This window comes from Chryseobacterium pennae (genome assembly GCF_003385515.1).
Classification (GTDB): domain Bacteria; phylum Bacteroidota; class Bacteroidia; order Flavobacteriales; family Weeksellaceae; genus Chryseobacterium; species Chryseobacterium pennae.
Window position 1 is genome coordinate 177,259 of record NZ_QNVT01000005.1, and the last position, 17,854, is coordinate 195,112.

14 protein-coding genes are annotated in these 17,854 nt (G+C 30.8%); all 14 read left to right on the forward strand.

Annotation, left to right across the window (positions count from 1 at the left end; genetic code table 11):
* Positions 1-9: 9 nt before the first annotated feature.
* The 14 genes from DRF65_RS07720 (at position 10) to DRF65_RS07785 (ending at position 17,851) form a co-directional block, all read left to right on the forward strand.
* On the forward strand, positions 10-474 hold the full coding sequence (locus tag DRF65_RS07720; protein WP_394337814.1) for a regulatory protein RecX: 465 nt from the start codon (positions 10-12) through the stop codon (positions 472-474).
* Positions 475-507: 33 nt separating this feature from the next.
* Positions 508-1,644, forward strand: coding sequence for an aminotransferase class I/II-fold pyridoxal phosphate-dependent enzyme (locus DRF65_RS07725; RefSeq protein WP_115970181.1), 1,137 nt, complete (start codon positions 508-510; stop codon positions 1,642-1,644).
* A 126-nt stretch (positions 1,645-1,770) separates the two neighbouring features.
* Complete coding sequence (locus DRF65_RS07730; RefSeq protein ID WP_115970182.1) at positions 1,771-3,699, forward strand: polysaccharide biosynthesis protein; 1,929 nt, start codon at positions 1,771-1,773, stop codon at positions 3,697-3,699.
* Between the two features lie 38 nt (positions 3,700-3,737).
* Positions 3,738-4,556, forward strand: a complete 819-nt coding sequence (locus DRF65_RS07735) for a polysaccharide biosynthesis/export family protein (RefSeq protein ID WP_115970183.1) — start codon at positions 3,738-3,740, stop codon at positions 4,554-4,556.
* A 7-nt stretch (positions 4,557-4,563) separates the two neighbouring features.
* Positions 4,564-6,957, forward strand: a complete 2,394-nt coding sequence (locus DRF65_RS07740) for a GumC family protein (RefSeq protein ID WP_115970184.1) — start codon at positions 4,564-4,566, stop codon at positions 6,955-6,957.
* On the forward strand, positions 6,954-8,246 hold the full coding sequence (locus DRF65_RS07745; protein ID WP_115970185.1) for a nucleotide sugar dehydrogenase: 1,293 nt from the start codon (positions 6,954-6,956) through the stop codon (positions 8,244-8,246). Before DRF65_RS07740 ends, DRF65_RS07745 begins: the two co-directional genes overlap by 4 nt.
* 42 nt (positions 8,247-8,288) lie before the next feature.
* Complete coding sequence (locus DRF65_RS07750) at positions 8,289-9,653, forward strand: oligosaccharide flippase family protein (RefSeq protein ID WP_115970186.1); 1,365 nt, start codon at positions 8,289-8,291, stop codon at positions 9,651-9,653.
* A gap of 5 nt (positions 9,654-9,658) precedes the next feature.
* Positions 9,659-10,888 carry a hypothetical protein gene (locus DRF65_RS07755; RefSeq protein WP_115970187.1) on the forward strand — a complete coding sequence of 410 codons (1,230 nt, stop codon included), beginning with the start codon at positions 9,659-9,661 and terminating at the stop codon, positions 10,886-10,888.
* A complete protein-coding gene (locus tag DRF65_RS07760; protein WP_115970188.1) occupies positions 10,889-12,154 on the forward strand; it encodes a glycosyltransferase family 4 protein in 1,266 nt (421 codons plus the stop codon).
* A gap of 19 nt (positions 12,155-12,173) precedes the next feature.
* On the forward strand, positions 12,174-13,463 hold the full coding sequence (locus tag DRF65_RS07765) for a glycosyltransferase family protein (protein WP_115970189.1): 1,290 nt from the start codon (positions 12,174-12,176) through the stop codon (positions 13,461-13,463).
* A gap of 5 nt (positions 13,464-13,468) precedes the next feature.
* Positions 13,469-14,722, forward strand: coding sequence for a glycosyltransferase family protein (locus DRF65_RS07770; RefSeq protein ID WP_115970190.1), 1,254 nt, complete (start codon positions 13,469-13,471; stop codon positions 14,720-14,722).
* On the forward strand, positions 14,712-15,926 hold the full coding sequence (locus DRF65_RS07775; RefSeq protein ID WP_115970191.1) for a glycosyltransferase: 1,215 nt from the start codon (positions 14,712-14,714) through the stop codon (positions 15,924-15,926). The genes DRF65_RS07770 and DRF65_RS07775 overlap by 11 nt, the downstream gene beginning before the upstream one ends.
* On the forward strand, positions 15,923-16,810 hold the full coding sequence (locus DRF65_RS07780; protein ID WP_115970192.1) for a hypothetical protein: 888 nt from the start codon (positions 15,923-15,925) through the stop codon (positions 16,808-16,810). Before DRF65_RS07775 ends, DRF65_RS07780 begins: the two co-directional genes overlap by 4 nt.
* Positions 16,811-16,813: 3 nt before the next feature.
* Entirely contained in the window at positions 16,814-17,851 is a 1,038-nt protein-coding gene (locus tag DRF65_RS07785) for a polysaccharide biosynthesis protein (protein WP_115970193.1), read from the forward strand.
* Positions 17,852-17,854 lie beyond the last annotated feature (3 nt).

The following is a 17,854-nucleotide window of genomic DNA, read 5'->3' on the forward strand; positions in this document are numbered from 1 at the left end:
TCTTTTTTTATTCATATGGAAAAGAAATCTTTTACTTTTGTTGAAATCAAGCAGAAACTGGTCAGCTATTGTGTGTATCAGGATCGTTGTCATGCTGAAGTGGAACAGAAAATGAGGGAATTTCTGCTGATTGAAGAGGCTAAAGAAGAAATTATTCTCTATCTGATGAAAGAAAATTATCTCAATGAGGAAAGGTTTACCAGAAGCTATATCCGAGGTAAATTTTATATCAAACATTGGGGAAGAAATAAGATCAGAATGAATCTGAAGCAAAAGCAAATCTCTGAAAAACTGATCAATATGTGTTTTGATGAAATCTATGAAGATGACTATACCAAAACGATCACAAGAATCTACGATGATTACTCTTCTAAACAAAAAGGACTGCAGGAATATCAGAAAAAAGCGAAGACCATAAAATATTTGATGAGCAGAGGTTTTGAATATGAGAAAATAAATGATATTTTTGACTGAAAAATTTGACCAAAACACCAAAACGCAAAAAGCTTGGAAGAAAAGAAGATTTGGCTGTCACCTCCCCACTTAGGAGGAAATGAATTGAAATATATACAAGATGCCTTTGATACCAATTGGGTATCTCAATATGGTTCAAATATAGATAGTTTTGAGAGAACACTTGAAAACTATCTTGGAAATAATTCATTTGTAACGGCTTTGTCTTCAGGAACAGCTGCAATACATTTAGCCTTGCGATTATTGAATGTTCAGGAAGGTGATTTTGTTTTGTGCCAGTCATTTACATTTGTTGCTTCTGCTAATCCCATTCTTTATCAAAAAGCCATTCCTGTTTTTGTAGATAGTGAATCCACTACCTGGAATATTTGTCCAAACGCATTGGAGGATGCCATTAAATATTGCTTGAAGCAAGGAAAAAAGCCCAAAGCAATTATTACTGTTTCTCTATATGGGATGCCATTTATGGTAGATGAAATTTTAGAAATATCACAAAAATATGAGATTCCGATTATTGAGGATAGTGCCGAAGCATTAGGAAGTAAATACAAAAATAAACCTTGCGGAAATTTCGGAGACTTATCAATTATTAGTTTTAACGGAAATAAGATTATTACAACCTCTGGTGGCGGAATTCTTATATCAAGAGATCAGGAATCTAAAAACCAAATACTTTACTTTGCTACGCAGGCAAAAGAAAACCAAGATTATTATAGTCATTCAGAAGTTGGATACAATTATAGAATGAGTAATATTTCTGCAGGAATAGGAAGGGGGCAGCTGGAAGTTTTAGAAGACAGGATAATAAAAAGAAGAGAGAACCATCGATTCTATCGTGATATTTTTGAAAAATATGAAGAAATTAATCTCTTCGAAGAACCTAATGAAGATTTCTTTTCAAATTATTGGCTGAATACGATCACTTTTGAAAAAAAGGATTCGAAAATTACAAAAGAAAAGTTGAAACAAGTATTTTCTGAAAGTAATATAGAGACCAGATACTTGTGGAAGCCGATGCATCTTCAGGTATTATTTGAAAAGTATAAATTTTTTGGCAGTAATGTTTGTGGTATACTTTTTGACAAGGGTTTATGTCTACCATCCGGGACTAATCTGACTGATGGGGATAAAGATAAAATAAAGAATATCCTGATTAATCTCAAGGATTAGATTTATTTTTTTCAGATTTAGGGAATTGATGAGATTTTATTTTAATTTTGCATGATCCCTAGAAATTGATATTAATTTAATAAAGGGGTTTTGTACCGAATAATAATATGAACACAAATAAAGACAATGTATAATTCTTTCAGAAAAAAAATATTTGGAGGAGATAATGTTGTCAATCTCTCAGATGTAAGATATCTTCCCAGATGGATAATACTCATAATAGATATTATTATTCTGGTTATATCCTTATTTCTTTCAACGTATATTATAGAAAAAATCACTCAAAAAGAGTTTATTTACCATGAAGATAAAAGTGTAGTTTTTGCTTTTATTATACTGGTGAATACAATCTTTATGTATCTTTTTAAGACTTATGCAGGGATTATTAGGCATTCTACTTTTATAGATTTATTTAAGCTCCTTATTTCATGCTTTTGTACCATGTTTGTTGTAGCTACAATCAATATGACGTATTTCTGGGTGACGGGAGGTAAATTTATTCTAACTCCCTATCTGGTTTTATATTTTGTAATCTCTTTTATGGGATTATTTCTCTTTAGGCTTTATGTCAAAGAGTTTTTTCACATTGTAAGAGAATATAGAAGAAGTGCTTTGAAAAAAAGGATTTTAGTACTGGGTATTGATGAACAGTCTATTGCTATTGCCCGAGCTATTTTGGATAATCCAAATCTACCTTACCAAGTTGTGGGTTTTTTGACTCAGAGGACAGATTCAAAGAGAGCTTCACTTCTTGGAAAACCAATCTATGCAAAAGAAAAGATTGAAACCAGTACAAAAGATGATCTCGTTATAGATGGGATTATTATTGTCAAAGAAATGATGGCAAAGGATGAAATGAATTCCTGGGTCAATTTATTTCTGGAAAAAGATCTGAATGTATTTAAGGCTCCTTCTGTTCAAAAATTAAGAGATAGTGATTTAGGAGGATCAATAAGAAACCTTCAGATTGAAGATTTACTTAACAGAAAACCTATAAAAATAGAAAACGAAGAAGTTAAGAGCAGACATTATGGCAAAACTGTTTTAGTTACAGGTGGAGCTGGGTCTATTGGGAGTGAAATTGTCCGACAGGTAGCCCAATTTACTCCCTCATTAATTGTTGTACTTGATCAGGCCGAAACACCATTGTATGATATTGAACTTGAAATGAAGGAGAAATTTCCTCATATCAGATTTAAATTTGTTCTGGCTGATGTTTCTAATATGAATAGGGTGGAAACATTATTTCAAACCTATAATTTTTCGATGGTATACCATGCAGCGGCATATAAGCATGTACCTTTGGTTGAAGAAAATCCACATGAAGCAATTTCTGTGAATATTCTGGGTTCAAAGAATATTGCAATGCTATCCAGTAAATACCATGTAAATAGATTTGTTATGGTGTCTACTGATAAGGCTGTAAATCCGACAAATGTAATGGGGGCTTCGAAAAGAGCAGCAGAATTGTTTGTACAGTCATTACAAAATGTAGAAGGTAACAGAACAAAATTTATTACTACAAGGTTTGGTAATGTTTTAGGATCTAATGGATCTGTAATTCCTCATTTCAAAAAACAAATTGAAGCCGGTGGTCCTGTAACAATTACACATCCGGATATTGTAAGATATTTTATGACTATTCCAGAAGCTTGTGAACTTGTGTTACAGGCTGGAACTATGGGACATGGAGGAGAGATATTTGTTTTTGATATGGGAGAACCTGTCAAAATATTAGATCTTGCAAGAAGGATGATTAAATTATCGGGTTTTGAACCGGAAATAGATATTAAAATTATTTATACTGGATTAAGACCAGGAGAAAAACTTTATGAAGAGCTTTTAAGTGATAATGCTAAGACTCTCCCTACTCATAATGATAAGATTATGATATCTAAGGATCCAATAATGGAATTTAATGAAATTGATGGGTTGATTAATCTAATTGGGGAAGCTTCTGTTGTCAGAGATAAAGTTGATGTTGTTAAAATTCTGAAAAATATTGTGCCTGAATTTAGGAGTAATAATTCTATCTACGAGGCGTTAGATAAATAGAAAAATATAAATGTATATTTGTACAATTTTAAAATAAGATGAAAGGTAAAATATTGACCATATTATCAGTATTTATATTGGTTTCCTGTAAGGTTAAAGATAAAGCAAATAATGAATTGAATTACATGCAGAATATAGAGAACGTTGCTATTGAAGCTTCTGCAAAAAATTCGAATTCAACAATACAGTCTGGTGATCAACTTGTTATTCTGATCACAGCAAAAGATATGGATGTTGTTAAACCATTTAATCAAAATTATTCGTCATCTGAATTAATTCAATCTAATAGTTTTGCAGGAGGAAATACGCCTAATCAAGGAGGTGTGACGATTGCTGGCCCAACATATCAGGTAGACACGAATGGAAATATAGACTTTCCTATTCTGGGTAAATTAAACACATCTGGGAAGTCTTTGATTGATTTTAAGAATGAAGTAAGAGATAGAATGACAAAATATGTTATTGACCCAACAGTAAATGTCAGACTTGCAAATTTCAAAGTTACAGTATTAGGAGAAGTAAACAGACAAGGGGATTATACAATCTCTAATGGACAAGGAACAGTTTTAACAGCTTTAGGTTTGGCAGGAGACTTAACAATGTATGGAAAAAGAGATGATTTGTTGGTAATACGCAATGAAGATGGAAAAGTTATTCATGGGAAAATAAATCTTCATGATGCTAACCTCATTAATTCTCCTTTCTATTACTTAAAGCAAGGTGATGCAATAATAGTTTCTTCTAATGGTACAAAAGAATTGACATCCAGACAAAATCCAAATACTGCACTTTATTTAACAGCTGCTTCTATTGCAGTTACAGCCATAGCGGTAGTAGTAGGTTTATTTAAGAAATAATAAATTAATGAGTAATCAGCAATCTATACACTTTTCTGAAGTGGAAACTAGCCAAACTAATATTGATATTAATGAAATCGTAAAACCATACATAAGAAAATGGCCATGGTTTATCTCTTCAGCTCTTTTATTCTTATTTCTAAGCTATTTCTTAATGAAATTGATAACACCAGTTTATGAGATTAGGAGTAGTATTCTTATTAAAGATTCTAAAAATGCAGCCTCTAATAGTGAATTCGGTGTTCTTGAAGACCTATCCGGATTTGGAGGAATGAAGACCAATAGTATTGATAATGAAATAGAGATTCTGAAATCTAAAAAACTAATGAGGGATGTTGTTACATCATTAGATTTGCAGACAAGTGTCTATGTTGAAAATAGATTTAATAGTTTGGAACTTTATAAAAGTTCATCTCCAATATTAGTAAAAGTAATTAATGAAAAACCATTGAGCGTTTTTCCAAGTAAACCTTTACACCTTACTATTAATGGTAATAGCCTGACATTATCATCAAAAGAACTTAGTAAAAAAATTGTTTCCGGCTTTGGTCAAACCATAAGCTTACCATACGCTAATATTATTATTGTTAAAAATCCTAATTTTAATCCGTTGACAATTAACGGGATAAGTGTTAATGAACTTGATTTGGTTATTTCATCACTGGAGTCTAAAGTAACAAGTCTTCAAGGTATTTCAAGTGTGGGAGTGGATAGTAAAAAATCAACAGTAGTGGGATTAGGATTACTTTACCCACAGGTTGAAAAAGCTAAAGATATAATAAATTCGCTTGTTATTGCTTACAATAATGATGCGATCACTGATAAGAATCTCGAGTCTAAAAAAACATTAGATTTTATAGAAGATCGAATTAAAAAGCTTTCTGTTGAACTGGGGGAAGTCGAAGATCAAAAAGAAAACTTTAAAACAAAGAATAATCTTACTGATCTAGAAACCGAGGCCAGAATAGGCCTGGAAAGTTCAGCCTCAGCTAGAACGAAACAGCTAGAATTTGATTCTCAATTAGAACTAACAAATACATTAATAGGGTTTGTTAATAAACAAGGACTTTATCAGGTCTTACCATCTAATGTAGGTTTAAGTAATGCTGATGCAACATCTGGGATTTCTCTTTATAATCAGTTAATATTACAGAGAGCCAGGTTGTTAGAGTCAGCTACACCTGAAAACCCTGCAGTAATAGATGTGACCAAACAAATAAATTCAATGCGCACGTCTATTGTACAAAGTTTACAAAAGAATAGGGATGGATTGGAATTAGCAAGAAATGAATATCTGGGAGAACAAAATAAAGTTGCAGGTAAGATCTCGAAACTGCCGTCTATTGAAAAGATTTTCAGAAGTATTGAGAGACAGCAGCAGATCAAAGAAAACTTGTATTTGTTACTCCTTAAGAAAAGAGAAGAAACGGCAATAGCACAATCTATTACAGCACCAAAGGCAAGGGTAATAGATGTAGCTTACGCATCAAGTGGTCCTGTATCTCCTAAAAGGATGGTCATTTATGTTGGAGCATTATTTATTGGATTATTAATTCCGTTCTTATTAATATACCTGATCGAGCTATTTAACAATAAGATTATTACTAAACATGATTTAGATAAACTAGTACACGCTCCTGTAATTGCAGAATTACCTAGTCTTGAAAAAGGAGATTCAGATGTTGTACAGGTAAATGATATAACACCTATGGCAGAGGCATTCAGAATTCTTATTACCAATATGAATTTTATGCTTCCTAAAGATAAAAAAGGTAAAGTTGTGTTTGTAACTTCTACTGTAAAAGGAGAAGGAAAGACATTTACTTCGGTTAATTTAGCTTTAACATTAGCAAATCCTAAGAAAAAAGCAATTATCATTGGATCAGACATCAGAAATCCTCAATTACAAAGATATAACCCTTCTAGAAGGGGACTGGCAGGCCTTACAGAATATCTGTACTCAGATCAAATCCAATTGAAAGATATTGTACATGTATCATCTTTTAACCCTGATTTGGATGTAATTTATTCAGGTATGATCCCTCCTAACCCTACGGAATTACTATCGAATGGTAGATACGAAAACTTATTAGAGGAATTAAAAAGTAAGTATGATTATATTATTCTAGATACGGCACCGTTACTGTTAGTAACAGATACATTCTTAATTGCTGAGTTGGCTGATGTGACTATCTACGTTTCTAGATCAAGATATACAGAGAAAGCATTGACAGAGTTTGCTAATACTAATATTGATCTTGGTAAAATTAAGAATGTTGGTTTTGTCTTAAATGATGTTAGTAGAGAAAGTTTAGGATATAGTAATAAATATGGATACGGATATAATAATGTAGAACATACGACTTGGTTTAGCAAGATTACAAAAATATTCAAACGATGAAAACTTATAAAATAGCCGTCATAGGACAAGGTTATGTGGGACTACCTCTAGCATTAGAATTTTCGATGCACTATAGTGTCTTTGGATTTGATATTAATGTACAGAGAGTAGAACAGCTTAATAATGGAGAGGATATAACACTTGAAGCCGAGATAACCAAGCTTACTGATGGATTAGAAAGGTACAAAAATTCAAACGGAGAAATTGGTTATAAAGGAACAAGCGAATTATCAGATATTAAAGAAGCTAACATCTATATCGTAACGGTTCCTACTCCAATTGATAAGTTTAATGCACCTGATTTAGCTCCTTTAATTTCAGCTTCTAAAATGCTGGGTGAAATAATAAAAAAAGGAGATATAATAATCTATGAATCTACTGTTTTTCCAGGATGTACAGAAGAAGAATGTGTACCTGTACTTGAAAAGTTTTCAGGACTAGTTTATAATGAAGACTTTTATGTAGGTTATTCTCCAGAGAGAATTAATCCCGGAGATAAAGTACATACCCTTACGAGTGTTATGAAGGTAACTTCAGGATCTACAGAAGATATTGCAATAGAAGTAGATAATCTTTATAAACAAATTATCACTGCGGGTACTCATAAAGCATCTAGTATTAAAGTAGCTGAAGCATCAAAGGCCATTGAAAATGCACAAAGAGATGTTAATATCTCTTTTGTAAATGAATTAGCTTTAATTTTTGATAGAATTGGAATTGATACCAATGATGTTTTAGAAGCAGCCGGTACTAAATATAATTTTTTAAAATATAAACCAGGATTAGTAGGAGGTCACTGTATTTCTGTTGATCCTTACTATTTAGCCCATAAAGCAGAACAACTGGGATATCATCCGGATGTTATACTTTCCGGAAGACGGGTAAATGATTCTATTGCCAAATTTATAGCTTCTAAAGTTGTTAAATTACTTATTACTAAAGGTGGTATCATTAAAGGGTCAAAAGCACTTATACTTGGAGTTACATTCAAGGAAAACTGTCCAGATGTAAGGAATACAAAAGTTGTAGATATATACAGAGAGCTTGAAGACTATGGTATTAATGTAGATATTTATGATCCTTGGGCCAGCAAAGAAGAGGTTAAACATGAATATGGTATTGATATGTTAGATGTACTTGATGAAAACATCAAGTATGATTCCTTAATTATTGCTGTTTCTCATAACGAATTCCTTGCAATGGATTTAAATAAATTAAAGAAAGACAATGCCATAATATTTGATACCAAGGCTTGTCTGGATAGAAAACTAGTTGACGCAAGATTGTAATTTCATTATTTTAAATAATGGATTTAATCTTTAATTATTCGAATGTTTACGCAATTAAAAAATACAGCACTAGGATATATCACCACTTTTTTTAAAAGTGGTGATAATAGGTCTATTAAAGCAAAGAAAAATATATTTTTTCTATTTATTACCAGAATTTTATCTCTACCTATCTCTTTTCTGATTCTACCGCTTACTATTAAATACGTAGATGCTGAATCATATGGAGTATGGTTAACTCTAAGTTCTATCGTTGGCTGGATGAGTTTTTTTGATATAGGTTTAAATAATGGACTGAGAAATAAACTAGCAGAAAGTTTAGCTACTGGTGATATTGCTAGAGCAAAACAATATGTAAGTACAACCTATGCTATTTTAACATTAATTTCTATAGGTCTGTTTTCTGTATTTTTTTTTGCAAACCTATTTATCAACTGGTCAGACTTACTTAAGGTCTCGGCTGGGCTATCTGGAGAACTAACTAAAGTGGCTATAATATCAGTAGGATATTTCTGTGCAAGATTTGTACTGTCTACTATTCATATTATTTTATTAGCATATCAGTCCCCTGCTAAAGCTTCTTTACAAACATTAGTAGAGCAGGCTGTTTCTTTAATTGTTATCTTTCTTCTTACAAAATATACTACAGGGTCACTTACAAATCTTGCTTATGGTCTTTGTATTGCTCCGGTATTAATTTTATTATTCTTTAACTTATCTAGTTTTTATACAAAACTTAAAGAGATAAGACCTTCTTTATCCTCTGTGAAATTTTCTTTGACAAGAGATTTAATGGGTGTGGGATTTAAGTTCTTTATTATTCAAATAGCAGGTATCATACAATATCAGACTGCTAATTTTATAATCATAAGAAATTATGGAGCAGACGATGTTACAGTTTACAATATTGTTTTTAAATATTTTAGTATTTTAACAATGTTAATGGCAATTTTCATGACTCCACTTTGGTCAGCGGTAACAGATGCTTATGCTAAAAAAGACTATCAATGGATAAAAGATGCAGAAAAGAAGTATCGTAATATTGCATTAGGGCTTGCCGTCTTGGGATTAATAATGCTGATGGGAGCAAGTTTAGTTTATGATCTTTGGTTAGGAAAAGATCATATAACAATTCCATTTTCAATATCATTATGTATGTTCTTGTTTACAGCTCTATCATTTTTTGGAAGTGTTTATTGTATTATATTGAATGGTATCAGTGCATTGGATGTACAATTTAAAGCATCATTAGTATCTCCTTTCTTATTCGTTGGGCTTACAATGTTGTTCATAAAGGTATTTAATTGGGGAGTGGAGTCAGTCATTATTGCTGCAACAATTTCTAATTTTAATGCAATAATTTTAGCTCCAATACAGTATGTGAAAATTTTTAAAAGTAAAAGCTAAAGTAGATGATAGTTATAAAGAAGATTTCACTAATAAAACAGCAGTTCTTTTTCTTAACATTATTGTCTGTACTTAATGTTTTAGCTCTTTTGTACGATAATGCTAAGATAATGCTTTACTATGGTTCATTATTATCATCAATCTTATTAATAGGAGTTAGTGCTTTTGAAATGTTTCGATATAGAAATAATAATTCCGCACTTAGAAAGAATATTTTATATATTTTTTTAGCAATCTGGACTTTATATATGAGCTTAAAAGGATTTGAGTTTAGCTATGATTATATAAGAAGCATAACCTTGTCTCCTTATGTATTATTCCCATACCTTTTAATGTTTTTTACTCGTTTTTTTCGAATTGAAGATTTTCAGGATGTATTAAAATGTATTCATGTTGTAAATATATTCTATTTGGCAACAATGATATTAACGCTTATTGTAGATAGCCATATGCTAGTTATGACGGGGTATATTGAAGATAGTATAAAATATTTATGCTTTCCTAACTTCTTTTTGTTTCTGAGTTTTAGTAAATTAACAAAAAAGCAAAAAATTGTTTCTGTTATAGTTTTTGTTGTTGGCTTCTTAATTGCAGTGATGGCAGCAAGAAGAAGTTTAGTTTGGATATTTAGCTGGACATTCATGCTGTTTATATTTATAAACTATCTTAATAAAAGTGCTAGTAAACTTAAGAAGCTTATGCTTATAATAATGACCTTAGTAATGGGGTTTGGTGCTATTATTGTTTATAATCTTTTCTTTGAAACGCTATTTGGTGAATTAGCAGAAAGACTAGATGCTGATAGTAGGGGAGCTGTTTTGAGAGATTTTAATAAAGATATGGACACTATGAGCTGGATTATAGGAAGGGGAATTAGTGGTGAATATAATTTATATGAAACAGATTATATTTTTGGAATTGATGATGAATTGTCAGATACCAGAAATATTGTTGAAGCAGGTTATCTTAATTTAATCCTTAAAGGAGGTTACGTATATATTATCCCTTTTGGACTCATTATTTTAATCGCTTTAAGAAATGGGATTTTTAAATCTAAAAATTATTATTTGAAGGTCTGCAGTGGTTTTTTAATCTTGTATGTGGTTGAAACAATACCTGCCGGGGTATTGATGTTTAATATAAGATTTTTTTTGGTATGGTATTGTATTGCTATGTGCTGGAATAAAAAAATTGTAAACGCTACAGATCAGGAAATTGAAAGACACTTAGTATAGATGAATGATAAAATTAAAGTTCTTTGGATTACAAATATTCTGTTGCCAGATATTTGTGAAAAAATAAGTTTGCCCAAACCTTTTGTTGGTGGTTGGATGTTTGCCCTTTCGAAGTACCTTGCATCTCAGCAGGATGTTGCATTAGCTGTGGCATCAGTATATGAAGGAACAGAACTTCAGGAAATAATAGTGAATAATATTACTTATTTTCTAATACCAACAAAGGATATACTGGAAGATAGTCAAACATCAAAAAAAGTATGGAAAACAATTAATGATTCTTTTAGTCCGGATATTGTTCATATACATGGAACAGAATTTCCTTACGGACTATCTTATATAAAAGCTTATGGCGCTGAAAAATGTGTAGTTTCTATACAAGGCCTTACCGATGTTTACACAAGGTATTTTCTAGGGAGTTTAAGTAAGGATGAAATAAGCAGCAATACTTCATTATATGATAAAATAAGAAAAAATACGCTTTACCATCAGCAGAAACAAATGCAGATGAGAGGTCAGACTGAAATACAATATATCAAAACAGTTAAGAATATTATTGGAAGAACAGACTGGGACAAAGACCATACTTGGGCAATAAACCCCAATGCTAAATATCATTTTTGTAATGAAACTCTTAGAGAAGGTTTTTATAAACAATCTTGGAATTATGAAGACTGTGATAAATATTCTATATTCTTAAGTCAGGGAATGGTACCTTTGAAAGGAATTCATCAGGTAATAAAGGCTCTGCCTTTAATTCTGAAAACCTATCCAGACACAAAAATATATATTGGAGGTAAAAATATTATCCAAAGCAATTCTTTTAGAGAAAAATTAACAATGGGACCTTATGCCCGCTATATTTCAAACCTTATAAAGAAATATAATCTTGAGGCTAAAGTGATATTCCTTGGAGGATTGAACGAGGAACAAATGATACAAAGATATCTAAAATCAAATGTTTTTGTATGCCCCTCGTCAATTGAAAATAGCCCAAATTCTGTAGGTGAAGCTCAAATTTTGGGTGTTCCGGTTGTTTCTTCATATTGTGGAGGTGTTCCTAATATGATAGAAGATCAAAAGACTGGGTATTTATATCGGTATGAAGAAGTAGAATCACTTGCACGTATCATTTGTGATTTGTTTTATAACACCTCTAATATAGAAATCTCTGAAAATGAGAAAGAGGTAGGGCATAAAAGACATAGTATACATAATAACGGAGAAACTCTTAAAGATATTTATTATTCTATAAAAAATAACTAATATCCTAAATATTAAATTTATGTCTGAAACCACATATCCTAATGTTTTGATTATAAGTGACTGTGATTTTCATCATGGTACAGATGCTACTGCTATCACAGTTAGAAATATATTTAGTGGTTGGCCTGTTGATAATTTGTCATTTATACAATTAAAATCTTACCATGCAGGTGAAATTATTGAAAATAATAAATTTGTTTTAGACAGTAGAAACTTACAGTTCGGACAATTTTTAACAAAAGTAAGAAGACAATCGGGAAATCTTACAGATGCTCCACCTGTATTGATTACCGAAACAAATGTAAATAAAATAACAAAATTCAAGCAGAATCTTAGATTAAGTATATCCTCATCAGCTGATATGCTCAACTATCAGCTGAATAATCAGCTTAGTGAATTTATTAAAAAGCATAATCCGGATATCATTTATTTACTTCCCTATGGAAGAAGAATTATAAATTTAGCTTTGAATATTCAACGTCAGTTTGGAATTCCTGTTTTACCTCATTTTATGGATGATTGGCCTTCAACCATTTATAATAATTCATTTCTCAGTTCAGTACAAAGAAAACTTACATTGAAAACCTTGAAAACATTGTTTGATCATTGTGAAAAAGCTTTGGTTATATCAGATGCTATGAAAAATGAATTTGAGAGGAGATATAAAAAATGTGAATTTTTTTCTTTAATGAATGACGTTGAGGAATATATAGGTTCTGATATAGATGAAGATAGATATGAGGAGAAAATATCACTATGCTATGCTGGTGGTTTACATCTCAATCGTTGGGCTTCATTATTGGAGTTATGTAAAATTGTTAGTAATAATAAAAATATTAAAGAAATAGCAGTATATACAAATCCGAATGACTGGAAGAGTACGGAGCATTACTTTAAGGAATATCCATTTGTTGCCTATAAAGGATTTATTAAACAAAAAGATGTATTGAAAAGTCTTAGTCATTATGATGCTCTCATTTTTATAGAGTCATTCGATGATAATATTAAAGAATATACTCGTTTTTCAATATCTACAAAGATTCCAGAATATCTGTCATTAGGAAAATCAATTATAGCAGTAGGCCCGTCAGATATAGCATCCATCATCTATCTTAAAGAAAATAATATTGCCATTGTCTGTGATGATACAAACAGATCAGAATGGAATAATATACTGGAAAATAGCTTTAAGAATAAAGAACTTTTGAAAAAAAATATAGAGAATGGTAAGATCATATTTTTTAAGAATCATTATAGAAAAAACCAACGTCAAAAACTCTTAGAAGTTTTATATTCTTTAAAAAAATAGATAAAATGAAAGTCCTGATTATTAGCCATAACCCTTTTTCAAAAATTTCTAACAATGGAAAGACATTGGAATCTATTTTTAGAAATTTTAAAAGAGAAGAATTAGCTCAGCTCTATTTTGTTGAGGATAAGGATATTGATAATGATTATGCCGCCTCATACTTTAAAATTACTGATAAAGATCTTCTTGTAAAAAGTAAAGAAGAGAAAATAAAATCCACAGATTCAAAGACTCAGATACCTAACACAGAAGCAGGCCTACGTAAATATAAGCATAATCTGGCTATTTTCAGAGATTATCTTTGGAAGTTTAAAAATGTAAAAAATAATGAGAAACTACATCAGTGGATTCAACAACAACATCCAGATTTTGTTTTTTTTGTGGGGGCAAATCAGGTGTTTTCTCACGATATAATGCTTGAAATAGTAGAAAAATATCGTTTGAAATCAGCAGTTTATTTTACGGATGATTATATTTTTTCTACACAAAAGAAAAATTTTTTACAAAAATTACAATATAAAAAACTCTACAGAGCATATGAGAAGACAATCTCTAAGGCTGAATTATGCTTTGGAATAAGCGACCTAATGTGTGAGATTTATTCTAAAAACTATGGTAAAAAATTCTACCCCATTATGAACAGTATAAATCTTGAACTTTATAAAGGAATAGAAAAAGATAAAAATAAACCGAAAGATAAAATTGTAATATCATATTTTGGAGGTCTACACCTTAATCGAGACAAAATGATTATTCGTTTGGCTAAAATATTATCTAAAATTGAGAATAATAAAATAACAATTAATGTATTTACACCTACAGAAATGAGTAGCACATTAATGAATGCTTTTTCTGAAAATAATATTTCTCTGAAAAATAAAGTACAGGGTAATGAACTTTCTCAGGAAATTATAAATACAGATATTCTGCTTCATACTGAAAGCGATGACCTTTTTGACAGGTCTTTAACCAGGCTTTCAGTTTCAACCAAAATTCCTGAATATTTATTATCTAAAAACCTAATCTTAGCTTATGGTCCCACAGATGTTGCGTCTATAAAACTATTAGAGAATAATAATTTGGCTCTGATTCTAAATAGTGAAGAATCTGATGAGATTAATATACAAAAAATTATAAAAACTTTAAACAGTGAAGATCAAACTCAATTAATTCAAAATGCATATTTATACGGAAAAAAAGAGTTTGACGAAGAAAGAATAAGTATTAATTTTCGTAAAAGTATTGAAAATGAAATTTGATATGAACATTACTTTTATTGGTGGATTGTTTCCTGAAAAAAATATAGATTTCTTTAGAGTACATTCTAAAGGAATCTTTCAATATGCAGCTGATGTAATGCAAAAAAATATTATTGAGGGGCTGGAGAATAATAATCAGAAAATTAATATCATTACTGTACCTTTTTTAGGAGACTTCCCAAAATCTTATGACCTTCAATATGTTAATGAAGAAAGGTTTCTTGAGAATAAGAAACCAATTCATCAATTAGGATTTAAAAATATAAAGTTTTTCAATGAAATTTCTAAATATAAAGCACTTAAACAGGCTATAAAAAAGCAATTTATAGTTGAGCAAAATCCTGTAGATGCAATAGTTATATATGGCGTTTTTTCTTATTTCCTGAAAATTACTACTTTTATTAAACAAGTATTACCCAATGTAAAAATATGTTTAATTATTCCTGACCTTCCACATTTGATGGGTGGTAATAATAATAGTTTACATATTAAACTCTATAATGCCTACGCAAAAAAGATTGTTGATCATAATATAAAAAATGTCGATTCATATATTTATTTGTCAAAATATATGGACGAATATTTTAAAATTAAAAAGCCATTTGATATTATTGAAGGGATTTACAATGCCAGTGAGGAAATTATTACAGAGATAAAAGAATCTTTACCAACAGTTTTTTATTCAGGAACTTTAGCATTAAGATACGGAATCGTAAGCTTATTGGAAGCATTCTCATCGATAGAGAATGAAAATATAAGATTATGGATTTGTGGTGCAGGAGATGGAGAAGAAAAAGTTAGAGAATATGCTAAAAAGGATTCCAGGATTATTTTCAAGGGGCAACTAGATAGGTCAGAAATTCTTAAATTGCAAAGAAGAGCAACGCTGTTAATAAACCCAAGAGATGGTAAAGATGAATTTACAAAATACTCTTTTCCATCCAAGACTATAGAATATTTAAGTTCGGGAACTCCCACCGTTTTATATAAGCTTAAAGGTATTCCGGATGAGTATTATCATTATTGTTATGTATGTGATGAAGAAGGAATAATGGGATTGAAAAATACAATAGTTAAAATACTGAATATTTCAAAAGAAGAGAGAGAAAGAATGGGGATACGTGCAAAAGATTTTATTATAAACAATAAAAATGAAACTGTTCAAAGCCTAAAAATTATAAACCTAATAAGTAGATTATTATGAATTTAAAGTTTATTATATCCCTATTGTTGTTTTTTGGCATATTTATAGATGCTCAGAAAAAGCAACAGATTTTTTTCTGCTCAGAAATACATAATCCTACACAACAGGAATTTGTAAGGAAAAATAAAGTTAAAAATTTTTATATCTTTTATCAGGATTATATTATTGATAGAGATTTAAATTTAGATAAAGATAAATTAAAAAAAGAAATTGACAGGCAAATTCCTAGTACAAAAGCATCAGGATATGCTGCATTGGATGTAGAAGCAGAGTCGTTACTTATTATTTTAAAGGAAAAAAAAGTAAGTATCAACGAATATAATAGAATTATTAATAATCATATCAATATGATTAGATATGCAAAGTCACTAAGACCTAATATCAAATGGTCGTTCTATGGTTATAATTTAACAAGCTATCCTTATGTTACTGATGGGCATGAAAATGATATAACGGTAGGAACATATCCTTTGCTTAGAGAACTGGATTTTCTTGCTCCAAGTATGTATCTGCAGGATAAGAAAACATCAGAAAACTTAGATATAATTAAAACGTTTGTATCCTCAAATCTTACTTTATCTCTAAAACTAGGAAAAAAATTCAATAAGCCTGTCTATCCATTTGTTTGGAACAGATATCATAATGTATCATCTGAAAACACTTTAATAGATCCTTCTGATTTTCAATGGTATGTAAGCCAGATACTAAACTTTACTTATAATAAAAGAAAGGTAGATGGTGTAATATTCTGGAATTCAGAAACATATATCTATGAAACAAATAAAAACATGAATGTGAGAAATGAATATAGAAATGTAAAAGATATTAAAGAATACCAAACAGGAGTATTACAAGAATATTGGAACACAATAAAAAATAAATAATATATGTCTGAATTAAAAAATAAAGTTCTATTGATAACAGGAGGAACTGGTTCTTTCGGTACAGCAGTACTTAATAGGTTTTTAGAAACTGACCATTTTAAGGAAATCCGTATTTTTTCGCGTGATGAAAAAAAACAGGATGATATGAGAAACCTTTATAAAAATGGGAAAATAAAATATTATATCGGTGACGTAAGAGATTATACGAGTGTTGAGCCAGCTACGAGGGGGGTAGATTATATCTTCCATGCAGCAGCATTAAAGCAGGTTCCTTCTTGTGAATTCTTTCCAATGCAGGCTGTAAAAACAAATGTAGAAGGAACTCAAAACGTGATTCGTGCAGCAGCGGCAAATGGTGTAAAGAAAGTAATTTGTCTTTCAACAGATAAAGCTGCATATCCAATTAATGCAATGGGGATTTCTAAGGCAATGATGGAAAAAGTTGCTGTAGCTGAAGCAAGAAATCTTACAGATACTGTTGTATGTCTTACCCGTTATGGAAATGTAATGGCATCTAGAGGGTCAGTTATTCCATTGTTTTTAAACCAAATTCAAAAAGGAGAACCTATTACAATCACAGATCCTAACATGTCCCGTTTCTTTATGTCTTTGGAAGATGCTGTAGATTTGGTATTATTTGCATTCGAACACGGAAATCCGGGTGACCTATTTGTGAATAAAGCTCCTGCAGGAAGTATTGGCGATCTAGCCAAAGCTTTAATTGAATTAACAGGTAAAGAAGTCCCTGTTAAAGTGATAGGAACGCGCCATGGTGAGAAACTTTATGAGACTCTTTGTACTCGTGAAGAAATGTTGAAAGCTGAAGATATGGGAGATTTCTACCGTGTACCAGCTGATAATCGTGATCTTAATTACGCTAAGTATTTCTCAGAAGGAGAAGAAGATATATCTAAAGTGGAAGATTATCATTCACACAATACAGATCAACAAGGAGTAGAAGGCCTTAAAAACCTTGTTTCAAAATTGCCTTTAATACGTAAAGAGGTGTTCGGAGAAGATGTAATGCAATATCCCTATTAGGAT